Below are 21,655 nucleotides of genomic sequence, written 5' to 3'. Positions count from 1 at the left end.
AAGGGTAAGGTCGGGCCGGTGGTACAACGTGGTGCGTATTCGAAAGGCATTGCCAAGCGGGAAGAAATCCTGACCGCGGCGCTGGAGATCGTGGCCCGCAACGGGTACAGCCGGACGACGGTGCGCGAGCTCGCCGACGCGGTGGGGCTCAGCCAGACCGGCCTGCTGCACTACTTCGGCACCAAGGAGCAGTTGTTCACCGAGATCCTGCGCCGCCGTGACGAGGTGGACCTGCGGTGCTACGGAGGCCCCGAAGGCGACGGGCCGCCGGATATGGCCGGGGTCATGGAGCGGCTGGTTCGCCACAATGCCGAGGTCCCCGGCCTGGTGCAGCTGTACTCCCGGTTCTCCTCCGAGGCCGCCGAGCCCGGCCACCCGGCCCACGACTTCTTCCGCGACCGATACCGGGCCGCGCGCGCCGAGATCTCCGCGGGCGTGCGGCGTCTGCGCGAGGCCGGTCGGTTGCCGGACGATCTCGACGACGAGCGGGTCACCGTGCTCATGCTCGCGGTCATGGATGGTCTGCAGATGCAGTGGATGTATGACCCGAGCGTCGACATGGCCGACCACATCGCGTACTTCTGGCGTCTGGTCGGCGAGCCCTCAGGTGTTCGCGGCGAAGAAAGCCGTCAATAGCGAGGTCTGCAGGCTGGCGGCGTTTTCCGCCGCACTGCACCAGGAGCGGGTGGTCGCGGTCATGGCCTCCGGTGCGGGGCTGCCGATGCAGTGCGGTGCCAGGGCGGCGAAGTAGGCGTCGGGGTCGAGCAAGGTTTCGGGGGTGTGCACGCCGGGCGCGGCGTCCGCGGTCGCCAGTCGCAGGGCCGCGACGGCGAACGGCACACCCGTGTTCACGGCCATGTCGCGCCCGGGGATCTGGGCGAGCGCGGTGGCGACAGTGGCTTTCTCGCCCGCGCGGGTGCCGGTGGCGAGCGCGAACAGCGGTGGCAGCGCGCCTGATCCGATGGTGCCCGGGGGCAGGAGCGCCATGCCCCGATGCGCCAACTGGGCGGCACGATGCGGGCTGAGCAGCCGGCGGTCCACCGACAGGCGCAGTGCCCGGCACATCGTGATGAGCACCCGGCCGCCGGTGATGAGATTGGTGTTGTCGCGCAGTTCGGGAAACGCCCGGTGCAGGGTCACGGCCTCGGGATGGCCGAAGGTCCACCCGCTCCCGGCTCCGATCCCGGGGTAGTCCAGGGTGATCTCCTCCAGTGCCGGCCGATCGGTCAGCGCGCCGTCCCGGGTGACCTTGATGGTGCCGGTGATCTGGTGTATCGCGTGCAGGTAGGCCGCGTTCGGGCTGTTCCCGCCCATCCCCCCGGCCTCCCGCGCGTCGCCGCCGCTCCAGGCCGTCACCACGGACTCGACGGTATCGAGCTCCCGCGCGGCGGTCACCGCGAGCAGATTCGAGACGCCGGGACTGGCCCCCATGCCCACCAGCGCGACCACGTCCGCGGCTCGGGCTCGGTCGTGCAGCTCCAGCATGGCGAGGGTCGGTTCCCAGTCGTCGCAGATATCGACATAGTCGCGCCCGGCCTCGATGGCCGCCGCCAGGATCGGCACCCCGAATCGGTAGTACGGGCCGACGGTATTGAGCACCAGGTCGCAGTCCTCGAGCGCCAGCCGCAACGCCCGCCGGTCGGTGATGTCCAGGCCGAGCCCGGACACCTTGTCGCCCAAGCTTTTCGCGACTGTCTCGGCATGGTCCGCTCGCAGGTCGGTCACCACCAGGTGGTCCACCGCCGGTGCGGCGGCGAGTACGCGTGCGGCGGCTCGTCCCATCTGTCCCGCGCCGCCCAGCATCAAGATCTTCGTCATCGCGAACCTTCCCCTGAGTCGAAGTCGCTCACTGTGTGAAACCTGACAGTGACTATCAGATTGCTTCGACTATACGTCTCCCCGGAGAAATTGCGAGCAACTTTCAGTTTTTGTGCCGCGGACCCTGGCTGCGCGGGACCGGGAAGCCCAGGACCGCCTCGGCGCTGCGGGTCAGCGCCTCGATGGCGTAGCCCAAGGCGTCGGCCAGCGGCAGGTCGAAGTCGGTTTCCACCCAGTAGTCCAGTGCCGCGTCGAAGCCCCAGGCCAGCATGGCCGAGAGCAGACGGATCTGGAGATCGTCGGGATCGCGGCCGATCCGCGCGCCGACCACTCGGCGCAGTACGTCCTCGAGCTGGCGGGTCTCCCGGGCCAGCCCGTCGCGGACGTCGGTTTCGGTGGCCACATAGCGCATCCGGCGGCGGATCCGCTCTTCGTCGGAGGCGAGTTCGTGGATCAGTGCCGGCATCGAGGCGCGGATCTCCTCGACGAACTCCGCGGGCGTCACCACGGAATCGCTGTTCTGGCTGAGCAATTCGATCAGCTTGGGGTCGTATTCGTCCCAGAGGATCAGTGCTTCTTTGGTGCCGAAGTAGCGGTAGATGGAGCTGGGGGAGACGTGCGAGGCGGCGGCTACCTGTTCGACCGTGACCGAGCGGAACCCGTGCTCGTCGAAAAGGTCCAGTGCGGCGCGCTGGATCTCACGCATGGCCTGCAGTTTCTTGCGCTCCCACACCGAGGTGCCGCGGGCCGGTGTGGAGGCGTTCGGCGCTGAACGAGACATCCGTCGAGCGTACAACCAGCGGTGAAAAACGGAAAGTGACTTGCAGGATGGCGGGAAAGGCTCATAGACTCCGGATATCTGAAAGTCACTTCCAGTTTGGAGGCGGGGCCATGACGCAAGTGGAGACCAGACCCGAGCGCGTCGGGCTGCCGCCGGAACGCCCCGGCGCGGCGCACCGGTGGGGCATGTTCATCGCCTCGCACTGGCGGCTGACGCTCGCGGTGTGGGCGGTGCTGCTGGCGGCCTGTGTGGTATCGGTGCCCGCCCTCGAACATCGTTTGCAGGCCCCGGAATTCGGCGTCGACGCGGCCGAATCGGCGGAGGCGCGCAAGATTCTGGCCCGGCACTTCCCCGCGATCGGGGCCGAGCAGGACGTCATCGTCTTCGATTCCCGGGACCGCTCGGTCGACAGCCCCGAGTTTCAGGACAAGGTGCGAGCGGTACTCACCGAAATCCGCGGCATACCAGGGGTTTCGGAGGTCATCGGGCCGTTCGACGGTCTACCGGCGAAGCTGGTGTCCGACGACAAGCGCACCGCCATCGCGATCGCGGGCATCAAGGGCTCGGCGGACAAACGTTCCGAACTCGCGGGCGAACTGGCGCGCAAGGCCGCTCAGCACGGCTCCGGCGCGATCTGGGTGGGTGTGTCGGGGCACACGCCGATGCAGAACGACCAGGTGCGAGTCGGTGTCGACGACACCACCAAGGCCGAGCTGATCGGCATGCCGGTGGCCCTGGTGCTGCTCATCCTGTCGATGGGCGCGCTGGTGGCGGCGTCGGTCCCGGTGGGCGTCGCGCTCGGCGGTATCGCGGGTGCGTACGGGCTGATCTACCTGTTGTCCACGTTCATGCATTTCGACACGCTGGTGCTCGCGGTGGCGACCATGATCGGCACGGGAGTGGGGATCGATTACTCGATGTTCCTGGTCAGCCGATTCCGGGAGGAACTGGCGCACAGCGCGATCGGCGATATCCGGCAGCGCACCAGGCAGGCCGTCGCGGTGACGATGGAGACCACCGGTCGCAATATCTTGGCTTCCGGGTTGATCGTGATGATTTCGCTGGGCGCGCTGTTCGTGGTCCGGGTACCGATCTTCCGCGCCATCGCCGGTGGCGTGGCCGCCGCGGTGACGGCGGCGCTGCTGGTCTCGCTCACGCTGCTGCCCGCGGTGCTGGCGGGTCTCGGCCCACGCATCAACTCCGGTGCGCTGCCCGCGAAATTCCTTCCGCCCGACGCGAGTGCGCAGCGGACCAACGGCGGATGGGAGCGCTGGGCCGAGTTGGTGATGCGCCGGCCATGGGTGTTCGCGACCGCCGCGATCGCAGTGTTGCTGCTCTCCGCGGCGCCGCTGGCCGGGGTCAAGTTCGGCCTCGACGCCGGGGTCGCGGCCCTGTCGGACCAGCCGTCGGGCCGGGCGGCGAAGGTGATCGAGCAGAAGTTCGCCTCGGGCCTGCTGGCGCCGGTGCAGATCGTGGCCACCGGGCCGGTCGAGGGGGCGTTGACCGCGGCGCAGGCCGATCGCTTCGACGCCTTCGCCGCCGGACTCAGCGGTGACAAGCGGATTTCATCGGTGCTGCCCGAGGCCTCGGACAGCGGACGGCGGGTGGCGACGGTGATCCTGAACGTGCCCTTCGACGCGCCCGAGGCGACAGCGCTGGTGAAATCTCTGCGCGCGGAAGCGAAGGCGGTGACCGCGAACGGCGGCCCGACCCTGCGCGTCGGCGGAGAAACCGCGGAATATGTGGACTTCTCCAAGGAGATCGGCCTCAAATCGCCCTGGGTATTCGGGTTGGTGCTGGCGAGTTCGTTCATCTTCCTGGTCATCGTTTTCCGCAGCATTCTGTTGCCGATCGAGGCCATCGTGATGAACCTGATCGCCATCGCCGCCGCGATGGGCATTACGGTCGCGGTATTCCAGTGGGGGCTCGGAGAATCGCTCTTCGATTTCGAAAGCCGTGGGTTTATCCAGGTATTCCTGCCGACCGTGGTGTTCGCCGTGCTGTTCGGGCTGTCGATGGACTACGAGGTTTTCCTGATCGGCCGGATCAAAGAAATATTCGATATCGACGGTGACAACAAACGCGCGGTCGCGTCCGGCCTGGCGCATACCGCGCGACCGATTACCACGGCTGCCGCCATCATGGTTGTGGTATTCGGCAGTTTCGTGACAGCGCACATGCTCGAGGACAAGCAGATCGGGTTCGCTCTGGCGGTGGCCGTGGCCATCGATGCGATCATCGTGCGGCTGATGCTGGTGCCCGCGCTGATGCAGATATTCGGCCGGTGGAACTGGTGGTACCCGAGATTTAACAGAAAGACCATCTCGGTGAACGTCCGGGAAAGCACGACTGTCTGAGACCATTCCCGGACCAGTGTGTCCGACAAGCCGTCCGGCCGCACCGAAATTCGGTGCGGCCGAATTGTTGTCTGAAAGTTACCGGCGTGCAATACTTTTCGCGTCGGCTGGTCCCGAACAAGCGGTTCGGCACAGCGGGGTGTCGTCCAAGGATTTCGGCGAGAGATGACCCGAGTGTGTGACGGACTATTGGTTCTAGAGTGTTTCGGGGTTGCGTATGAACGGACAGGCTACGGCTCGCGTGACGCACGGCGACGGTGCCGCCGACCGGCTCGCCCGGGTCGGGGTTTCGCGGAATGTAGTGGACATTCCCATCGCGGCGCTTGCCCGCGGTGAATTTCTGCGCGTGCGGGAGGTCGATGTCGCGCACGCCCAGGTGCTCGCGCAGGTCGAGTCGCCGCTGCCGCCGATTCTGGTGCACCGCAGCACCATGCAGGTGATCGACGGCCTGCACCGGCTGCATGCGGCGAAATCGAAAGGGCAGCAGACCATTCGGGTCAGATTCTTCGAGGGTAGCGCCGAGGAGGCCTTCGTATTGGCGGTCGAGGCCAATTCCGAACACGGCCTGCCGTTGACGCTCAAAGACCGCAAAGCCGCCGCGCTGCGGCTGATGGTGATGTATCCGCTGTGGTCGGATCGGCGGGTGGCGGCCGTCGCCGGATTGGATCACAAAACCGTCGGCGCGATCCGCCGGCGAGCCGGTGGGGAAATTCCCCAGACTTCGCGCCGGCTCGGTCGCGACGGACGGGTACGGCGGCTGCGCGAGCCGGTCGCGCCGCCGCCGCGCCCCGTGCGGACCAGCGAAAGCCCGGTAACGGCAATGCGTTCGGTGCCGTCGATGATGGACAGCCTGCGCCGGGACCCGTCGCTGCGCCTGTCCGAGACCGGGCGCCAGCTATTGCGCTGGCTCGATGCCGCGCCGCGCACACCTGCCGAATCGGCGGAGCTGGCCGAGCAACTGCCCGAGCACTGCCTCAATCTCATTCTCGAACTCGCGCAGCAGAACGCGGAGACCTGGCGCCGGTTCGCGGCGCGGGTGGGCGACCGGCTCGACGAGCAGACCCTGACTGTCGCTAGCAATTCGTAGCCAGAATTTCCACAGATTCGATCGGCCATTCTTTGGAATGGCCGATCGACTGCTTTATTGACCCGGGCGCCGTCGATATCGAAAGATGAAGCGCAGAGGCGACGATGGGCCTCGACGGGTAATTCTGAAGCATGCCAAGCAGCCGAAATGGAGCTGATCCGATGCGTTCGGAAAGTGATATTCACAGCAGGATCGAATCGATCGGGACCTATCTGCCCCAGAAGTCGGTCAGCACGGCCGACTTGCTCGCGCGCATCGATACGGAGCGATTGAGTGCCGGAAAGCTTCCGCCACTCGAAGAACTCACCGGTGTCAGCGAACGGCGGGTCCACGACGATTCCGAGGACAATTACGAGGACTCTTTCACCCTGGCCACCGAAGCAATTCAGGATTGCCTGTCCCGGTCGCAGTACGCAGTGGGCGACGTGGACGTCATAATCTCCGTGTCGATCACCCGGACCGTCGGCCCGCGACACTACGGTTTCGAACCGTCGCTGGCCGCTCTGCTGGCCGAAAGGATCGGTGCGAAGCAGGCGGTCGCCTTCGATATCTGCAATGCCTGTGCGGGCATGGTCACCGGAATCATGGTGCTGGATCGGATGATTCGGGCCGGCATCGCCCGCAACGGCATCGTGGTCAGTGGCGAGCAGATAACCCCGATCGCCGAAACCGCGGTGCGGGAGATCACCGAAAAATACGATCCGCAATTCGCTTCGCTGTCCGTCGGTGATTCCGGCGCGTGCGTGCTCTTGGATCGAGCAACCGATGACGCGGACATCATCGACTATGTCGATCTGATGACCTCGGCGTCCTACGCCGAATTCTGCATCGGCGGCCCGAGCCGGAACAGCGAGGGCATCGCCATGTATACCGACAACAAGTCGATGCACACCGAAGAACGGTATCTGCAGGGCATCACCTGGTACCTGGACTACCTGCGCGAGCGCGGCGGCGATATCGACAGCGAGAAACTCGATTTCATCATCCATCACCAATTCAGCGCCCGTGCTCTCGATTACATCAACGCGCTGCTGGAGCGCGAGTCGGGCCGTCCGGCGCCGGAAAGTCTCACGGTGCTGGAACGCTATGGCAACACCGCGTCCACTTCGCACTTCGTCGCCCTGCACGACCATCTGAAGCGCGGCACCATCGCGCCCGGCTCGAAGGTCCTCATCGTGCCGTCCGCCTCCGGAATGGTCTACGGCCACATGTCCGTTCGTGTCTCCGCACTGAAGGCTTGATCATGCGTGTATCCATTATCTCCTCGGTCACCGTCGGCGCCTCGGCGGGCGCGGGTTCGGTGGAACGTTCCGCCCTGGCCGTCCGCGAAGTCCTGGACCGGTCCGGTATCGACAACAGCGAGGTCGCGCTGCTGCTGAACACCGGTATCCACCGCGACGACAACATCGTCGAACCGGCCATCGCCGCGCTCATCCAGAAGAAGGCCGGCATCAATCTGCGGTACCACGGGCAGCGCACGCCCGCCCTGTCCTTCGACATCATGAACGGGCCGTGCGGCTTCCTGGACGCGGTGCAGGTGGCCGCGGTGACCGGTGCGCGCAAGACGGTGATCGTGGCGGGCGAGGGCCATCCGTCCCGGGGTGAGCATCCGGACTTTCCCTATCTGACCAGTGCCGCCGCGGTCGTGGTCGCCCCGAGCCCGGACGACACCGGCTTCGGCACGGTCTACCGGGGACGCACCACCGCACCGGCCCGGCCGCTCGCCTATATGCCGCTGGCCACGATGGGATCCGAGGGCTGCCGGGTCATCGCCTTGGACCAGCCCGACGAGGCCGCGCGCGAACGCGGCCTGGATATCGCGACCGAGGTCGTGCTGCGCTGCCTGGAACAGGAAGGCCTCGATCCCGCCGACTGCGTCCTGCTGGCCGGTGAACCCCGCCCGGGGTTCGCGAAATCGATTGCCGCCGCTGCCGGTATCGACGAGGTGCACACGCCTGGCACCGCCGCCGACCCGCACAGCGCGGCCCTGCCCTTCGCCTACCGCGCGTGGCTGGCGGCCGAACCTCGCGGCCGGGCCCGCCATGCGCTGTTTCTCGCCGCCGACGGCCATTTCGCCGCGGCCTGCGCGCCCTACGGGCTCTGAATCTCTGGAGGAAAGACATGAACGCGAAATCCACATCCCCCGTGGCCGCCTCGGGCATGGCCGCCGTCGAAGCCGGCCGTCTGCTGTGGTGGACCGGCCTGTACGGCACGCGCTACCTGCTCAGCGGCGCCGCCAAACGCGATACCGACCGGAAAGCGGCCGCCCGGCTGCTGCGCGGTTACTTGTTGCGCATGGGTCCGCTCTACGTGAAGGCGGGCCAGGTGCTCGGCACTCAGACCGGTCTGCTGTCCAAGGACGCCACCGACGAGTTCCGGGACTTCTTCTCCGGGCTCGCCCCGATGAGCCGCGCCGAACTCACCGAGACGCTGCGGCAGGAACTGCGCGCACCCGTCGGCGAGCTGTTCTCCGAATTCGATTGGGAGCCGGTCGCTGTCGGCTCGGTGGCCCAGGTGCACCGCGCGGTGTTGCACACGGGGGAGAAGGTCGCCCTCAAGGTGGTCAAGCACGGTGTTCCGGAGCGGCTGCGGGCCAGCGCGGCGGTGCTCGGTGTGCTACTCGGCGCCGCGGACCGGCTGGTGCCCGCGGTCCGGAAGCTGGACGCGCCCGCGTTGTTCGGCGAGCTGCGGCCCTATCTCACCGGTCAGACCGATATGCGCGCCGAGGCCGGACGTCAGCAGGCCATCGCGGAGAACTTCCTCGCCCACCCCTTCGTGCGGGTGCCCCGGGTGTACCAGGAGTACTCCAGCGACCGGGTTCTGGTCATGGAGTTCATCGACGCGGTCTCCGGCGAACAGGTACACGAACTCGTCGAGGCCGAGCATCGCCCGGAGCTGGCGCGCCGGCTGCAGGACATGTTCGACACCATGGCCTATTTCCACGGCCTGTTCCATGTCGACCCGCATCCGGGCAACATCATGTTCCGGCCCGGTGGCGAGATCGTCGTGCTGGACTTCGGTTTGGTCGGCGAGCTGAACGAGGAGGACAAGTGGGGGCTGGCCGCCTTCTACTTCGCTTGCACCCGGCAGGAATGGGACCTGGCCGTCACCCGGTTCACCAACGCTTTCATCGATGATCGCGGCACCCTGGACCAGCATTGGGACACCTACTCCCGCCGGCTGGAAGCCATTCTGGCGCACCACTTCCAGGAACAGAGCGATCGCTGGTCGACGATGTCGTTCTTCGATGATGCCAGCAACTTGGTCGCCGGCTACGGTGCCCGCCCGACCACCCGGTTCACCCTCCTGTCGCTGGCCTTCCTGACCGGCGAGGGTTTCGTCACCGTGGTCGACCCCGACATCGACATCTGGGCCAACGCCCGGCGCTTCAACGACAAATACTCGCCGTACATGAACGCCGAACTGCAGGCGGAGTTCGACGAGGTGATCGGGCAGATGAGCCCGAAATCCATGGCGGCCAAGAACAACCCGCAGCGTGCGCTGATCGCGCCGACCCACCTGGACCGCTATGTGATGCCGAGTCAGTACCCGATGATCATCGAGGAGGCCAAGGGGTCCAGGGTCCGCGACATCGACGGCAACGAATACATCGACCTCTCCTGCGGTTACGGCCCGCATATCCTCGGCTACGCCCCCGAGGTCGCCGTCGAGGCGATTCAGCGGGCCGCGGCCAAGGGTGGCGTGAACGCCATGGGCAACCGGTCCGAACTGGAGCTGGCGGAGATCATCGCCGACGCCTTCGACCCGTTGTCCAATGTGGTGCTGTGCAATTCGGGCACCGAAGCCGTGCAGGTGGCGCTGCGCATCGCCCGCGCGCACACCCGCCGGGACCGGGTCGCCAAGTTCGAGGGCCATTACCACGGCTTCTCCGATCAGGGCACGGTCAGCTCGTGGTTCGTGTTCAGCGGTGCGAAATACCAGCCCGCGCCCATCAATTCGGCGGGCGGCCAGAAGGCGGTGACCGAGGGGACGGTGCTGCTGCAATACGGGCATCCCTCGGCATTCGACACGATCGCCCGGCACGCCCATGAATTGGCGGCCGTCATCGTGGAACCGATGCCGGGCGCGACGCTGAGCTACGACACCGCGTTCTTGACCCAGCTACGCGAAACCTGCACGCGCCACGGCATAGTGCTGATCTTCGACGAGGTGGTCACCGGGTTCCGGGTGCACTTCGGCGGCGCTCAGCACCTGGCCGGTGTGCGTCCCGATCTCACCGCACTGGGCAAGATCATCGGCGGCGGTCTGCCCTGCGGCGCGGTCGCGGGTCTGCCGGAGTTCATGGAAACCGGTCGCACGACCGGTGATCCGTTCCGGGACGTGGACGAACGCGCCTTCGTCGGCGGCACCATGTCCGGTAACTCGATCACCACCGCCGCCGGCAAGGCCGTGCTGGAACACCTCGGCAAGCACCCGGAGATCTACACCGACCTGGACGACAACACCCGCCGCCTGATCGGCGATATGAAGGCCGCCGCCGACGAACGCGGCATCGCCTGCAAGGTCAAGGGCGCGCACTCGATGTTCAACATCGCCTTCGACTACGCGACACCGAAACTGGTGCGCGACAAGATCGCCGGCACGAACATCAAGGCCAGCCTGGCGCTCGCGTACTACATGCGCAAATACGGCGTCTACTTCCCGGAGCTGCACGGCATGTTCCTCAACGCCGCGCACACCACCGCCGATCTCGACCACATCGCCGATGCCTTCGCCAAGTGCATCGGCGAAATGGAAGAGCACGGACTGTTTCTCGCGTGAAGGACGACACGATGTTGATGCGACGCATAGAAACCGGGCGCGGCACCCTGCTGGCCAGACCGCCGGGGCCCCGGCTGCCCCCCGTGCTGCAATCGGTGCTGTTCACCTGGTGGCGGCACCGCTGGGCGGCGAGTCTGCGGGCGAAGTTCGGGGATGTCGTATCGATCGATATCTACCCGTGGCGCAAGGTGATTCTGCTCTACGACCCCCAGCACATCGCCGCGATGTTCGCGGCGCCGCCGTCGCAGTTCTCGGCGGGCGAGGGCAATCGGGTGATGGCGCCGGTGATGGGGCACAAGTCGGTGTTCATGGTGGACGGCGACGAGCACAAGCGGCTGCGCAAGTTGATGGCGCCGCTGTTCGGACGCAACGCGATTCGCGGATACCTGGACATCGTGCGCGACCTCACGGTCGCCGAGGTGGACCGCTGGCCGGTGGCCACGTCGTTCGAAAGTCACGACCGGATGCGGGAATTGACGCTCGACATCATGTCCCGGGTGACGTTCGGCATCGCCGAGGGACCGCGCTTCGATCGGATGCGGGCACTGCTGGGCCGGTTGCTGGACATGGACCTGATCGTGCTGATGGGCCTGAATGTGCCTGGCGCGCAACGGGTCGGCCCCTGGCGCGGCGCTATGAAACTGGTCGGGGAGATCGACGCGCTGGTCTACGAGGTGATCGCCGAGCGCCGCACCAGCTCCGGCCTCAGCGAGCGCACCGACGTGCTGTCCCGGCTGCTGGTGGCCGGCGACGGCGAAGACGCGCTGTCCGATCTGGAGATCCGCGATCAGCTGATCACCCTGCTGATCGCCGGACACGAAACCACCGCGACCGGGCTGGCGTGGGCGCTGCACGAGCTGGCCCGCGACCGGCAGGTGGCCCGCGAGGCGGCCAAGGCCGCGGTTCTGGACGACACCGCGTATCTCGAAGCCGTGGTGAAGGAATCGCTGCGGATGCATCCGGTCATCTTCGAGGTCACCTGGACGCTCACCGAGGACGTCGAACTCGCGGGCTATCGCCTGCCCAAGGGCAGCACGGTCATGCCGATGATCGGGATCGTGCAGAACGACCCGGTGAACTTCCCGGAGCCGGCGAGATTCCGGCCCGAGCGTTTCCTCGAAGGTCCGATTCCACCCGGCCTCTGGGCTCCGTTCGGCGGCGGCGCCCGCCGCTGTGTCGGAGCCAACTTCGCGTTGATGGAGGCCACGGAGGTGCTGCGGGTGCTGCTGGCCCGCCGTCAGATCACGACCGATCTGCGCGGTCCGGAGCGGGCCAGCTCCAAGCACGTCGCCTTCGCCCCGGCCAAGGGCGCGAGGATCAGCGCGCCGCCGCTGGTCGAGATCGGTGGTGACGGACGGTGAGCGAATTCGTCGGCAAGACCGCGGTGGTCACCGGCGCCGGTTCGGGCATCGGGCAGGCGCTGGCGCGGCAGCTGGCCGCGTCCGGCGCTCGCCTGGCGCTCACCGACATCGACGAGGCAGGCTTGGCCGAGACGGTGCAGCAGGTGCGGGCGCTCGGCGGCGAGGTCCGCGCCGAGCCGCTGGACGTGCGCGATCGGGGTGCGATGGCCGCCTACGCCGATCGGGTGCGCACGCAATTCGGCGCGGTGCATCTGGTGGTCAACAACGCGGGCGTCTCGTTCACCGGCGAGATCACCGAAACCGAGTACGCCGACCTGGAACGGGTCATGCAGGTGAACTTCTGGGGTGTGGTGCACGGCACCAAGGCGTTCCTGCCGCACCTCATCGCCTCCGGTGACGGTCACCTGGTCAACATCTCCAGTGTGTTCGGCCTCGTCGCGTTCCCGGGTCAAAGCGCTTACAGCGCGGCGAAATTCGCCGTCCGCGGCTTCACCGAAGCGCTGCGCATGGAATTGCGGGCCGCCGGCCATCCGGTACGCGTGACCTGCGTGTGCCCGGGCGGCGTCAAGACCGCCATCGTGCGGAACTCGAACGCGGCCGCCGGCATCGACGTGGATGTCCTGGCGGCCGCGTTCGACCGTGACCCCGGGGTTTCGCCGGTCGCGGCGGCCCGCACCATCCTGTCCGGCGTCCGCGCCGGACGGGCCCGGGTGCTGGTCGGCCGGGACGCCTGGATCCTGGACCTGCTCCAGCGCCTGCTCGGACCGGCCTACCAGCGGGTCGTCGGCCCCGAAGGGGCTCGGCTGCTCGACCAGGTCCGCCGAAGGCCCCTCGAAGGACTGCGAGAAGCGAAATGAACAGTGACACCACCGAAGCCGAGTTCCAGCACCTGGTCACCAGTTCGTCCGACGACGAACTGCTCGACATCATGGCCGACCCGGTCGAGCGGCCTCGAATCCTGCGGCGGATCTTCGAAATATGGCGCGCCGGAGTCGATTCCGGAAAGACGCGCAAGGTGGACGCGCTGATCCGATGGCAGATCGGAATCCGCCCCGACACCTGGGACATGCACATCCGGCACGGCGTCTGCACCGCCACACCCGGCCCCATCCCGGCCGCTCCGGCGGTCACCATCACCCTGGGTGACGTCTCCTTCCTGCGCCTCATCGCCCGCCAGGCCAGCGGCGTGCACCTGCTGGCGACCCGGAAGATGCGCATCACGGGCAGTATTCCGACCGCTATGCGCCTGGATACCTGGTTCCCCTGAACGCCCAGGGTGACGCTTTTCCGGCCCGCCGATGAATTTCGGCGGGCCGCCGGGTCTGTATGGAGAGCATCCGAACGACCGGGAGACTGAGAATCATGGACCGTGTACAGATCCAGGAGCAGGTGCGGGACGAGCGGCTGGCGCTGGCGGACTTTCTCGAGGGTCTCAGCGAGCACGAGTGGCGGCGGCCGTCGCTGTGTGCGGGATGGACCGTGCACGAGGTGCTCGCACATCTGACGCTGTCCAACCGCGACACGGTGCGCTCGGTCCTCGTGGACGTCATCCGGGCGAGGGGGAATTGGGACCGGGCGAACGCGGACGCGGCGCGCCGGCAGGCCGTGCGGTACACGCCCACCGAACTGATCGCGCTGCTGCGCGCGGGCGCGGACTGTCATCGGCGGTCCCCGGGCGCGGGTGCGCTCGATCCGCTGGTGGACATCATCGTGCACGGGCAGGACATCGCCCGGCCGCTCGGGCGGGACTACCGCCCACCGGCCGAACGGGTGGTCGCGCCGCTCGACTACGCGCTGGGCAGCATGTTCTACGGTGCCAAGAAGCGGCTGCGCGGCAAGCGCCTGATCGCGACGGATGCGCGGTGGAGTCATGGTGACGGACCCGAGGAAGTGCGCGCGCCGGTGGTCGACCTGCTGCTGATCGCCACCGGGCGCGAGGTCTCCACCGGCGTGCAGGCCTGAGGCCTCAGGGCTTGGTCCCGGAATTCCTCGCTTGTCGCCGGTCGTACGGTGCGCGGCCTTCGGGCAGCGCCGGGGCGGGTTTGACCGGCAACTCCGGAATCGCCAGGGTGACCGGCGCGGCGGTCAGCTCGAACGGCTCACCATGATGCCGGAGGGTGAGCGACGCACCCGACAGCAGCCGGTAGGTCGCGGTCTCCCGGGTGATCTCCACCGCGATCCGGCTGTCTCGCCAGATGATGCGGAAGGCCAAGCGGTCGAGCTCCCCGGGTAGTCGCGGCGCGAAGCACAGGCGTCCGCCGCTGGTGCGCATGCCGCCGAAGCCACCCACACAGCAGATCCAGGTCCCCGCCAGCGACGCGATATGCAGCCCGTTGGAGACGTTGCGGTGCAGATCGTGCAGGTCGGTCAGCGCGGCCTCACCGAAATAGGCGTAGGCCAAGCCCAGATGGCCCACCTCCGCGGCGAGCACGGATTGCGGGCAGGCCGACAGCGAGGAGTCGCGCACCGTCAGGGCCTCGTAGTACTCGAAGTTGCGGGCCTTCTGCTCGGGCGTGAACATCTCCGGCCGCAGGTACATCGCCAAGGTCAGGTCCGCTTGCTTCACCACTTGCTTCCGGTACAGGTCGAAGTAGTGGTAATTCAGCAGCAGCGGATACTTCTCCGGCGGTGTCGCGGCGAAATCCCAGCGGGCGTGCCGGGTACAGCCCTCTGATTGTTCGTGCACGCCCAGGTCCGAGTTGTACGGCAGCGCCATGCGTTTCGCGGCGTCCCGCCAGGCCGCGATCTCGGCGTCCTCGACCCGGAGGCGGCGCGCGATCTCGGGCCGGCGGACACACGCCTCGGCGGCCTCGTGCAGATTCTGCTGCGCCATCAGATTGGTGTAGGCGTTGTTGTCGGCCAGCGCCGAATATTCGTCGGGTCCGGTGACCCGATCGATCCGGAACGCGCCGGCCGCGTCGAAGTGTCCGAGACCGGCCCAGAGCCGGGCGGTCTCCACCAAAAGCTCCACGCCGCATTCGGTTTCGAACTGCTCGTCGCCGGTGGCGGCCAGGTAGCGCACCACCGCGTCGGCGATATCGGCGTTCACGTGGACCGCCGCGGTACCGGTTGGCCAATACCCCGAACCCTCTTCGCCGTTGATGGAGCGCCACGGGAACATCGCTCCGGGCTGGCCCAGCTCATGGGCTCGTTGCCGGGCCTGGTCCAGGGTCGCGTGCCGCCAGCGCAGTGCGTCTCCCGCCGCGATCGGGTTGGTGTACATGAGTACCGGCAGGACGAAAGTCTCGGTGTCCCAGAACGCGTGCCCGTCGTAGCCGGGGCCGGTCAGTCCCTTGGCCGGAATCGCCCGCGTCTCACCGCGCGCGCCGGCTTGCAGGACGTGGAACATGGCGAAACGTACCGCCTGCTGCAATTCCGGGTCGCCGTCGATCTCGATATCGGCGTGCTCCCAGAAGTTGTCCAGGTACTGACGTTGTCGGGTCAGCAGTTCGTCCCAGCCGGTTTCCAGTCCGGCGGCCAGCGCCGCGTCCACCTGAGCCCGCAGCGCGGGGGTGGACCGGCGACTGGACCAGCCGTAAGCGAGATACTTTGTCAGACATAGCTTGTCGCCTTGAGCCACATCGACCGCGACGGTCAGCCGGGCCAGATCGTCCTCGGCGTGGATATCGCAGCGCGGTGTCTCGGTCACGCTCAACTCGTGGTGCATGCCCGCCGCCATCCGCAGCCCGGAGCGGCGGGTGTGGTGGGCGAGTACCGCACTGAAATCCCGCGCCGCCGAGAAGTCCGAGACCAGCGGACGATCCAGCACCGCGGCCAGCCGCGGATCACCGGCCTGGGTCGGAACCGGTTCGTTCGCCAGCAGATCCGACTGGATCACCAGGTCCATGTCACCGTCGAGCGGCTCCACCTCGTAGCGGATCGCGGCCAGCGCGCGGTCGGTGAACGACACCAGCCGCTCGGAATTGATCCGCACATTGCGGCCGGTGGGGGAGGTCCACACCGTGGTGCGGCGCAACGTGCCCGACCGGAAATCCAGCACCCGTTCGTGTTCCACCGCTTTGCCGTAGCGCATATCGAGCGGCTCGTCCTCGACGAGCAATCGGATGATCTTGCCGTCGGTGACGTTCACCATCGTCTGGCCGTCGCCTGGGTAGCCGTAACCGCCCTCGGCATAAGGGAATTCGCGCTTCTCGTAGAACCCGTTCAGATAGGTGCCGGGTTTGCCCACCGGTTCACCCTCCTCGAAGCTGCCGCGCAACCCGATGTGCCCGTTGGACAGCGCGAAGATCGATTCGGTGCGATGCAATGCGTCGAGATCGAGCCCGCACCAGCGCAATTCCCAGGGCGCGATGTCGAAGCCGGAGCAGTCGCGCTTCATCGCCGATCCTCCAGTTCGGTGAGATCGGTGACCACCACATCCGCGCCGGCCGCGCGCAGCGCCTCGGCGTGCCTGCCGTCGCGGACCCGATCGACGCCCACCACGTACCCGAACGCGCCCGCCCGTCCCGCTTCGACACCGGCCACCGCGTCCTCGAAAACCACAGCCTGCTCCGGCTTTACGTCGAAAGCCGTGGCACCGGCGACGAAGGAATCGGGCGCGGGTTTACCGCGCAGACCCCGCTCGGCGATCTCCACGCCGTCGATCCGGACGTCGACCAGGTGCGCCAGTTTCGCGGCCGTCAGCACCGCCTCGGCGTTCGCCGACGAAGTCACCACCCCGATGCCCAGCCCCGCCTCGCGGAGCCGCGAGACATACCCCGCCGCTTCCGGATACACCCGGATCCCGTCGCGTTCGATCACGGCCAGCAGCAGCTGGTTCTTCTGGTTGCCCACCCCGTGCACCGTCGAATCTCCGGGCAGGTCATCGGGATCGCCCTCCGGCAAGGTGATGTCCCGTGATCTCAGGAACTCCCGGACGCCATCCGCGCGCGGCCGTCCATCCACATACTCCAGATAGTCGTCGTCGCTGAACGGCTCGTACGAGTCCCCGATTCGCCGGGCCAGAAAAGCGTCGAACGTCTCCTTCCACGCCCGCCGATGCACCTGCGCGGTATCGGTCAGCACACCGTCGAGATCGAACAATGCCACCGTGATCGAAGCTGGAAAACCCATACTCCGGAGCTTTCCCGGATCGAGCCGGGCAAACCGGGCGCTGCCGGGGAATTGTGCTCGGGCCGAGAGCTATCGCTGCCGGGCGAGCTCGATCACATTCGCCCGTAAGGCTTCTCGAGGTTCCGGAGGCTAGGTCGCCGGGAGATGGGCGCGCACGGTGTGCGCCAGCTCGGTGACGCGCCCGCAGGAATCCGGCACGTTCTGGGCTACTGTCCGAATGTGCCCACCAAGCCGCTGCTCTTCCTCGACGTCGACGGCCCCCTCATTCCATTCGGTGGTACCGCGCGCGACTATCCCCAATGGCATTCCGGAATTCCGGAGGGTGCGAACCCGCTCCTGGTGCGGGTCGACCCGGCGCACGGTCGGCGGCTCGCGGAGTTGGACTGCGATCTGGTGTGGGCCACGACGCCCGGTGAATTGAAATTTCAGGTTTCGGTGCGATCGGGCCGGGAATCTCCGCCGCGAGTCGGGTATCCGCTCGGCGAAAGGAAGAACTGTCATGTCAACTTCTGCAACGAACACTATGCGGCGGTCACCGGTACAGTTGGGCGCCCTCGTGGTGGGCGCGGTGTTCCTTCTGGTGGGGATACTGGGGTTCATTCCCGGCGTCACCTCGGGCTACGACACCATGGAGATGGCGGGCCACGAATCACACGCCGAACTGCTCGGCATATTCCAGGTCTCGATTCTGCATAACGTCGTCCACCTACTGTTCGGTCTGGCGGGCATCCTCGCCGCTCGGACAGCGCCGGGAGCGCGGATGTACCTGCTCGTCGGCGGTGCGATCTACTTGGTGCTCTGGCTGTACGGCCTGGTCATCGATCGCACCAGTGACGCGAACTTCGTCCCGCTGAATGTCGCCGACAATTGGCTGCATTTCGTCCTGGGCATCGGCATGATCGCCCTCGGATTGCTGTTGCCCCGGCTGGGGGCGCGGACCGGCGGAGATTTCAGCACCGGTAACTACCCGGCGGGGCCGGGTGTCTGATTCTCGGCGGTACCACATTTCGGCCACGTCCTACATGACGTGGCCGAAATCGCGTTCAGGGAATCTGATGGCGGCCGCGGCGGCTACCGGTGTAAGCGAGTTCGCGGACCGTGCTGACGACCTCCGGAACCATTCGCACACCGGGCGGACAATGCAGGATCGGATCGAAATAGTCGATGGGATGTTCGACCGCCTCGTCCTGGCGCAACGTCAGCTCGCCGAATTTGCGATGTGGCTTGGCATAGCTGCTCGCCGTCAGCAGGAACGTCAAGAAGTTGTCTCGCACATATCCCGCCATCGCGTCCAGTGAAGCCGTGTCCGGCTGCGTGTGATCGGGTTCGGCGAAGATCCAGGTGGCGTCCGAACCGTCGAAACGGTAAGGCAGCAGACTGCCGTACCGTGCGCTGCGCCAGCCACGGGTGGGCGTCACCAGGAACCGGGTCAGGTTGCCGGTGCCGGTGGTGGCGAGCGTGAAATCCCACGGCCGGTTGTCGCGAGTGGGGACCCGGAAGGCGAGACCGAGTACGTCGGGAAGTCCGGCGGGCATGGACGTTCCTTTCGACAGCCGCGCGGTCACCGGCTGATCGCCCACCCCGAACAGGTGCTCGAACTCGCTGTCGACCCGTAATCGACCGGTCAGATAGACGCCGTCGGGATGAAAGACCCGCGCGCCACGCAATCGGGCCACGGCTCCGAAAGCGTTTTCCACCACTGCTGCCGGGTACTGAGCCATCGGAGTTCCCTTCACGCGTCGAATGCGTCCTGTAGGTCGACTGCCCGGAGCGAGGCGGTGATAAACCGCCGACCACGCTTCGAGGTTGCGGTGATCTGTATTGTCGGCGCATTCGCATGGCGGGTTGCTGGATTCGGTGGTAGTCGTACAGGGTGGATGGAACACCGTTCGGCCGGTATCGGCTCGTCGAGTTGCTCGGCGAGGGCGGCATGGGGCAGGTGTATCGGGCCTTCGACACCGGGACCGATCGGGTGGTCGCCCTGAAGGTGCTGCCGCCGCATTTCGCGCACGACAAGGTGTATCGCGAGCGGTTCCGGCGGGAGGCGCAGGCGGCGGCGCGGCTGAGCGAACCGCACGTCATCCCGATCCATCACTACGGTGAGATCGACGACCGCCTCTACCTGGACATGCGGCTGGTCGAGGGCACGGATCTGGGCTCGCTGCTAGTGCTGGGCGGCCCGCTGCCACCGCCGAAAGCCGTGGCCTACCTGGAGCAGATCGCCGCGGCCTTGGACGCGGCGCACGAGGCGGGACTGGTGCACCGCGACGTGAAACCGTCCAATGTTCTTGTCACCGCAGCCGATTTCGCTTATCTCATCGATTTCGGGATCGCGGCGGGGACCGGGGAATCCAGTCTCACCACGACCGGCGCGACGATCGGCACGTTCGCCTACATGGCCCCGGAACGGCTGACCCAGGGTAGCTACGACGGTCGCGCCGATGTCTACTCGCTGGCGTGTGTGCTGTACGAATGCCTCACCGGCACCAAGCCTTTCGCGGGGGAGAGCGCCGAACGCCAGATCGCCGCGCATCTCACCGAACCGCCGCCGCGGCCGTCGAACGGGCAGGTATCAGCCGCGTTCGACGATGTGATCGCGCGCGGGATGGCGAAGGATCCGGCGCGGCGGTACCGGACGGCGGGGGAGTTGGCGGCGGCCGCGCGCGCGGCCGCCGACGCACCGCGGTCGAGTTCACGGGCCCCCGCCACAGTGCCCGATCCGGCCCGATTCGACCCCACGCAGCTCAATCCGAATCCGTCTCCGACCCGTCCGCGACGGCCCCGCCGAGCCGGAATCCTCGTGGCTGTCGCGGCTTTGGTGGCCGCGCTTATTGTCGGCGCGGTGCTGGTGAGCCAACTTCAGGGCAAGGGCGAGTCCGGGTCGATCAGCAGCGCGCCCCCGCCCCCGGGCGAACCGCTCGACTCGACATCGACGCCGACTATGACAACGACGCGAGGCGCGACCTCCCCGACCGGTGTGATTCCTCCACCACCCCAGGCGCTCGACAGCATCGCCGCCTTTGTCCAGGAACACTATGCGCTGCTCCCGGATGATCCGGCGGCCGCGTGGGGACGTCTTACGCCGCGCTACCAGAACTACATCGGCGGGTACGCCGGCTACCGGGACTTCTGGGGCACCGTCGCCTCGACCGGCGTGCAGGTGGTCGATACCGACACCGGCAATCTCACCGCCACCTACCGCTTGACCTTGCGCTATGTCGACGGCAAGGTCGCGACCGAAACCCGGGTGGCCGTGCTGGTTCCGGTCGGCGAGGCTTTCCAGATAGACAGCGCCGAACTCACGTCGTGACGTGACTCAGTACGGGTTGGCCCGGGTGCTCCACGCCGCGGCCGGTTCCGCGCCGCCGGTGGCGGGGAAGCTGATCCTGGCGGGATCGCCGTCCGAGGTGTAGCGCAGGGCGGGGTTTTCGGCGAGCCGGTCGAGCCAGTACGCCGAGTCGAAGAGGACTTCGCCTTTGCCGGAACGGATCCGGGGGACGGCGGTGGGGTCGACCGTGCCGTACGGCGACGGGGCCGGTTCCGCGCCGACGAGCATGACCGCGTCGAACCGGTAGGACGTGCCCGCCCAGTGACCCGCTCCGGCGAGTGCGCGGTCGGCTGGAGCGATGCCGAGAGGTAAAGCCATGGTGCGCACCGGTTTTCCCGGCACCGCCGCTTCGATGGCGCGAACGTTCTCGGCGAATTCGCGTTGTACGCCGACGCCGTCCAGCCGGGCCAGGTTGGGATGGTTGGCGGTGTGCGAGCCCACCTCGTAGCCGTGCTCGGCGAGCCAGGTCAGGGCCCGCGGATGGTTGCCGAAAGGCTCGTTGTTGACGTAGAAGGTGGCTTTCGGTCGGAAATCCGGGTAGCGCGCGCGGAATTCCTCGAGGATGCCGACCGCGCAGTTCGGCGCGGGGCCGCCATCCGCGCCGAACGCGAATTGGCTCGCGGTCGAATCGTCGAAGGTCAGCACCACCGGGTGGGTGCCGGCCGGGATGTCGATCGCGCCGGAGATGTATTCGGCGGCGGTCACCGGGCGGTAGCCCTCGCGGTACAGGCGTTCCAGCTCGTCTCGGAATTCGGCGAGGGTCTGGTCGTAGTCGCCGGTGGGGGCGGGCAGGAATTGGTGATACATCAGCACCGGGACCAGGCCGAGTTCGTTCGCCCGCACCTGCACCGGGTCGAGGGTGGGGGCGGGCGGAACGGCGGGCGCGGGCGCGGTGGGCGGTGGCGCCGCCTCGGGCTCGGCATTCGCACACCCGGCCGCGGCCGCGAACAGCAAGGCCGCCAAGACACTTCGCACCATCCCAGTCGCCACCGGCTCACGGTACGGGTGAACGGTCCGACTCGGTAGCCGGTCGGTGAACCCGCGACCGATTCGCAATCCGCGGATAAC

Annotated in this window: 19 protein-coding genes; 12 read left to right on the top strand and 7 right to left on the bottom strand. The window is 67.1% G+C overall.

Annotation, left to right across the window (positions count from 1 at the left end; translation table 11 throughout):
- Positions 1-18: 18 nt before the first annotated feature.
- On the top strand, positions 19-636 hold the full coding sequence (locus tag BJ987_RS28860) for a TetR/AcrR family transcriptional regulator (protein WP_307869787.1): 618 nt from the start codon (positions 19-21) through the stop codon (positions 634-636).
- Here the strand turns inward: BJ987_RS28860 and BJ987_RS28855 are convergent.
- Both BJ987_RS28855 and BJ987_RS28850 read right to left on the bottom strand, forming a co-directional pair.
- A complete protein-coding gene (locus tag BJ987_RS28855) occupies positions 604-1,818 on the bottom strand; it encodes a saccharopine dehydrogenase family protein (protein WP_209896077.1) in 1,215 nt (404 codons plus the stop codon). The two genes, BJ987_RS28860 and BJ987_RS28855, sit on opposite strands and share 33 nt — an antisense overlap.
- 103 nt (positions 1,819-1,921) lie before the next feature.
- Positions 1,922-2,599, bottom strand: coding sequence for a TetR/AcrR family transcriptional regulator (locus BJ987_RS28850; protein ID WP_209896076.1), 678 nt, complete (start codon positions 2,597-2,599; stop codon positions 1,922-1,924).
- 110 nt (positions 2,600-2,709) lie between these two features.
- Between BJ987_RS28850 and BJ987_RS28845 the strand changes: the two genes are divergently transcribed.
- The 9 genes from BJ987_RS28845 (at position 2,710) to BJ987_RS28805 (ending at position 14,148) form a co-directional block, all read left to right on the top strand.
- Positions 2,710-4,956, top strand: coding sequence for an MMPL family transporter (locus BJ987_RS28845; protein ID WP_209896074.1), 2,247 nt, complete (start codon positions 2,710-2,712; stop codon positions 4,954-4,956).
- Between the two features lie 217 nt (positions 4,957-5,173).
- A complete protein-coding gene (locus BJ987_RS28840; protein WP_209896072.1) occupies positions 5,174-6,043 on the top strand; it encodes a ParB/RepB/Spo0J family partition protein in 870 nt (289 codons plus the stop codon).
- 161 nt (positions 6,044-6,204) lie between these two features.
- Positions 6,205-7,284, top strand: a complete 1,080-nt coding sequence (locus BJ987_RS28835) for a 3-oxoacyl-ACP synthase III family protein (protein WP_209896070.1) — start codon at positions 6,205-6,207, stop codon at positions 7,282-7,284.
- Positions 7,285-7,286: 2 nt separating this feature from the next.
- Positions 7,287-8,147 (top strand): beta-ketoacyl-[acyl-carrier-protein] synthase family protein, encoded by an 861-nt coding sequence (locus tag BJ987_RS28830; RefSeq protein ID WP_209896068.1) that lies wholly within the window; start codon positions 7,287-7,289, stop codon positions 8,145-8,147.
- A gap of 17 nt (positions 8,148-8,164) precedes the next feature.
- Entirely contained in the window at positions 8,165-10,825 is a 2,661-nt protein-coding gene (locus BJ987_RS28825; protein WP_209896066.1) for an aminotransferase class III-fold pyridoxal phosphate-dependent enzyme, read from the top strand.
- Between the two features lie 17 nt (positions 10,826-10,842).
- Positions 10,843-12,186 carry a cytochrome P450 gene (locus tag BJ987_RS28820; RefSeq protein ID WP_209896064.1) on the top strand — a complete coding sequence of 448 codons (1,344 nt, stop codon included), beginning with the start codon at positions 10,843-10,845 and terminating at the stop codon, positions 12,184-12,186.
- Entirely contained in the window at positions 12,183-13,043 is an 861-nt protein-coding gene (locus tag BJ987_RS28815; RefSeq protein ID WP_209896062.1) for an SDR family NAD(P)-dependent oxidoreductase, read from the top strand. Before BJ987_RS28820 ends, BJ987_RS28815 begins: the two co-directional genes overlap by 4 nt.
- Positions 13,040-13,453 carry an SCP2 sterol-binding domain-containing protein gene (locus BJ987_RS28810; RefSeq protein WP_209896060.1) on the top strand — a complete coding sequence of 138 codons (414 nt, stop codon included), beginning with the start codon at positions 13,040-13,042 and terminating at the stop codon, positions 13,451-13,453. Before BJ987_RS28815 ends, BJ987_RS28810 begins: the two co-directional genes overlap by 4 nt.
- A gap of 95 nt (positions 13,454-13,548) precedes the next feature.
- A complete protein-coding gene (locus BJ987_RS28805; protein ID WP_209896058.1) occupies positions 13,549-14,148 on the top strand; it encodes a maleylpyruvate isomerase family mycothiol-dependent enzyme in 600 nt (199 codons plus the stop codon).
- Positions 14,149-14,152: 4 nt separating this feature from the next.
- On the opposite strand, the gene BJ987_RS28800 is transcribed toward BJ987_RS28805, so the two are convergent.
- The 3 genes from BJ987_RS28800 to BJ987_RS28790 form a co-directional block, all read right to left on the bottom strand.
- Positions 14,153-16,525 (bottom strand): glycoside hydrolase family 65 protein, encoded by a 2,373-nt coding sequence (locus BJ987_RS28800; protein WP_209896056.1) that lies wholly within the window; start codon positions 16,523-16,525, stop codon positions 14,153-14,155.
- A complete protein-coding gene (locus BJ987_RS28795) occupies positions 16,522-17,259 on the bottom strand; it encodes an HAD family hydrolase (RefSeq protein ID WP_209896054.1) in 738 nt (245 codons plus the stop codon). Before BJ987_RS28795 ends, BJ987_RS28800 begins: the two co-directional genes overlap by 4 nt.
- Positions 17,260-17,388: 129 nt before the next feature.
- On the bottom strand, positions 17,389-17,565 hold the full coding sequence (locus BJ987_RS28790; RefSeq protein WP_209896052.1) for a hypothetical protein: 177 nt from the start codon (positions 17,563-17,565) through the stop codon (positions 17,389-17,391).
- A gap of 217 nt (positions 17,566-17,782) precedes the next feature.
- Between BJ987_RS28790 and BJ987_RS28785 the strand changes: the two genes are divergently transcribed.
- Entirely contained in the window at positions 17,783-18,247 is a 465-nt protein-coding gene (locus tag BJ987_RS28785; RefSeq protein WP_209899243.1) for a DUF4383 domain-containing protein, read from the top strand.
- A gap of 55 nt (positions 18,248-18,302) precedes the next feature.
- Here the strand turns inward: BJ987_RS28785 and BJ987_RS28780 are convergent, their stop codons facing one another.
- Entirely contained in the window at positions 18,303-18,980 is a 678-nt protein-coding gene (locus BJ987_RS28780; RefSeq protein ID WP_209896050.1) for a phosphodiesterase, read from the bottom strand.
- A 152-nt stretch (positions 18,981-19,132) separates the two neighbouring features.
- On the opposite strand from BJ987_RS28780, the gene BJ987_RS28775 reads away from it, so the two are divergent.
- The gene (locus BJ987_RS28775; protein WP_209896048.1) at positions 19,133-20,569 is read left to right on the top strand and encodes a serine/threonine-protein kinase; all 1,437 of its coding nucleotides are present in this window, start codon (positions 19,133-19,135) and stop codon (positions 20,567-20,569) included.
- A gap of 6 nt (positions 20,570-20,575) precedes the next feature.
- Here BJ987_RS28775 and BJ987_RS28770 read toward each other — a convergent pair whose 3' ends face one another.
- Positions 20,576-21,577, bottom strand: coding sequence for a polysaccharide deacetylase family protein (locus BJ987_RS28770; protein WP_307869786.1), 1,002 nt, complete (start codon positions 21,575-21,577; stop codon positions 20,576-20,578).
- Positions 21,578-21,655: the final 78 nt, after the last annotated feature.

Origin of the sequence: Nocardia goodfellowii, from assembly GCF_017875645.1 — a bacterium.
In the GTDB taxonomy this organism is placed as follows: Bacteria; Actinomycetota; Actinomycetes; order Mycobacteriales; family Mycobacteriaceae; genus Nocardia; species Nocardia goodfellowii.
The sequence above is the reverse complement of the archived record's forward strand: the minus strand, read 5'-3'. Positions and strand labels throughout refer to the sequence as shown.

Coding starts and splice junctions, on each gene's coding strand:
- BJ987_RS28855 (WP_209896077.1), bottom strand. CDS start 1,818: ATGACGAAGATCTTGATGCTGGGCGGCGCGGGACAGATGGGACGAGCC.
- BJ987_RS28850 (WP_209896076.1), bottom strand. CDS start 2,599: ATGTCTCGTTCAGCGCCGAACGCCTCCACACCGGCCCGCGGCACCTCG.
- BJ987_RS28845 (WP_209896074.1), top strand. CDS start 2,710: ATGACGCAAGTGGAGACCAGACCCGAGCGCGTCGGGCTGCCGCCGGAA.
- BJ987_RS28840 (WP_209896072.1), top strand. CDS start 5,174: ATGAACGGACAGGCTACGGCTCGCGTGACGCACGGCGACGGTGCCGCC.
- BJ987_RS28835 (WP_209896070.1), top strand. CDS start 6,205: ATGCGTTCGGAAAGTGATATTCACAGCAGGATCGAATCGATCGGGACC.
- BJ987_RS28830 (WP_209896068.1), top strand. CDS start 7,287: ATGCGTGTATCCATTATCTCCTCGGTCACCGTCGGCGCCTCGGCGGGC.
- BJ987_RS28825 (WP_209896066.1), top strand. CDS start 8,165: ATGAACGCGAAATCCACATCCCCCGTGGCCGCCTCGGGCATGGCCGCC.
- BJ987_RS28820 (WP_209896064.1), top strand. CDS start 10,843: ATGCGACGCATAGAAACCGGGCGCGGCACCCTGCTGGCCAGACCGCCG.
- BJ987_RS28810 (WP_209896060.1), top strand. CDS start 13,040: ATGAACAGTGACACCACCGAAGCCGAGTTCCAGCACCTGGTCACCAGT.
- BJ987_RS28805 (WP_209896058.1), top strand. CDS start 13,549: ATGGACCGTGTACAGATCCAGGAGCAGGTGCGGGACGAGCGGCTGGCG.
- BJ987_RS28800 (WP_209896056.1), bottom strand. CDS start 16,525: ATGAAGCGCGACTGCTCCGGCTTCGACATCGCGCCCTGGGAATTGCGC.
- BJ987_RS28795 (WP_209896054.1), bottom strand. CDS start 17,259: ATGGGTTTTCCAGCTTCGATCACGGTGGCATTGTTCGATCTCGACGGT.
- BJ987_RS28790 (WP_209896052.1), bottom strand. CDS start 17,565: ATGCCATTGGGGATAGTCGCGCGCGGTACCACCGAATGGAATGAGGGG.
- BJ987_RS28785 (WP_209899243.1), top strand. CDS start 17,783: ATGCGGCGGTCACCGGTACAGTTGGGCGCCCTCGTGGTGGGCGCGGTG.
- BJ987_RS28780 (WP_209896050.1), bottom strand. CDS start 18,980: ATGGCTCAGTACCCGGCAGCAGTGGTGGAAAACGCTTTCGGAGCCGTG.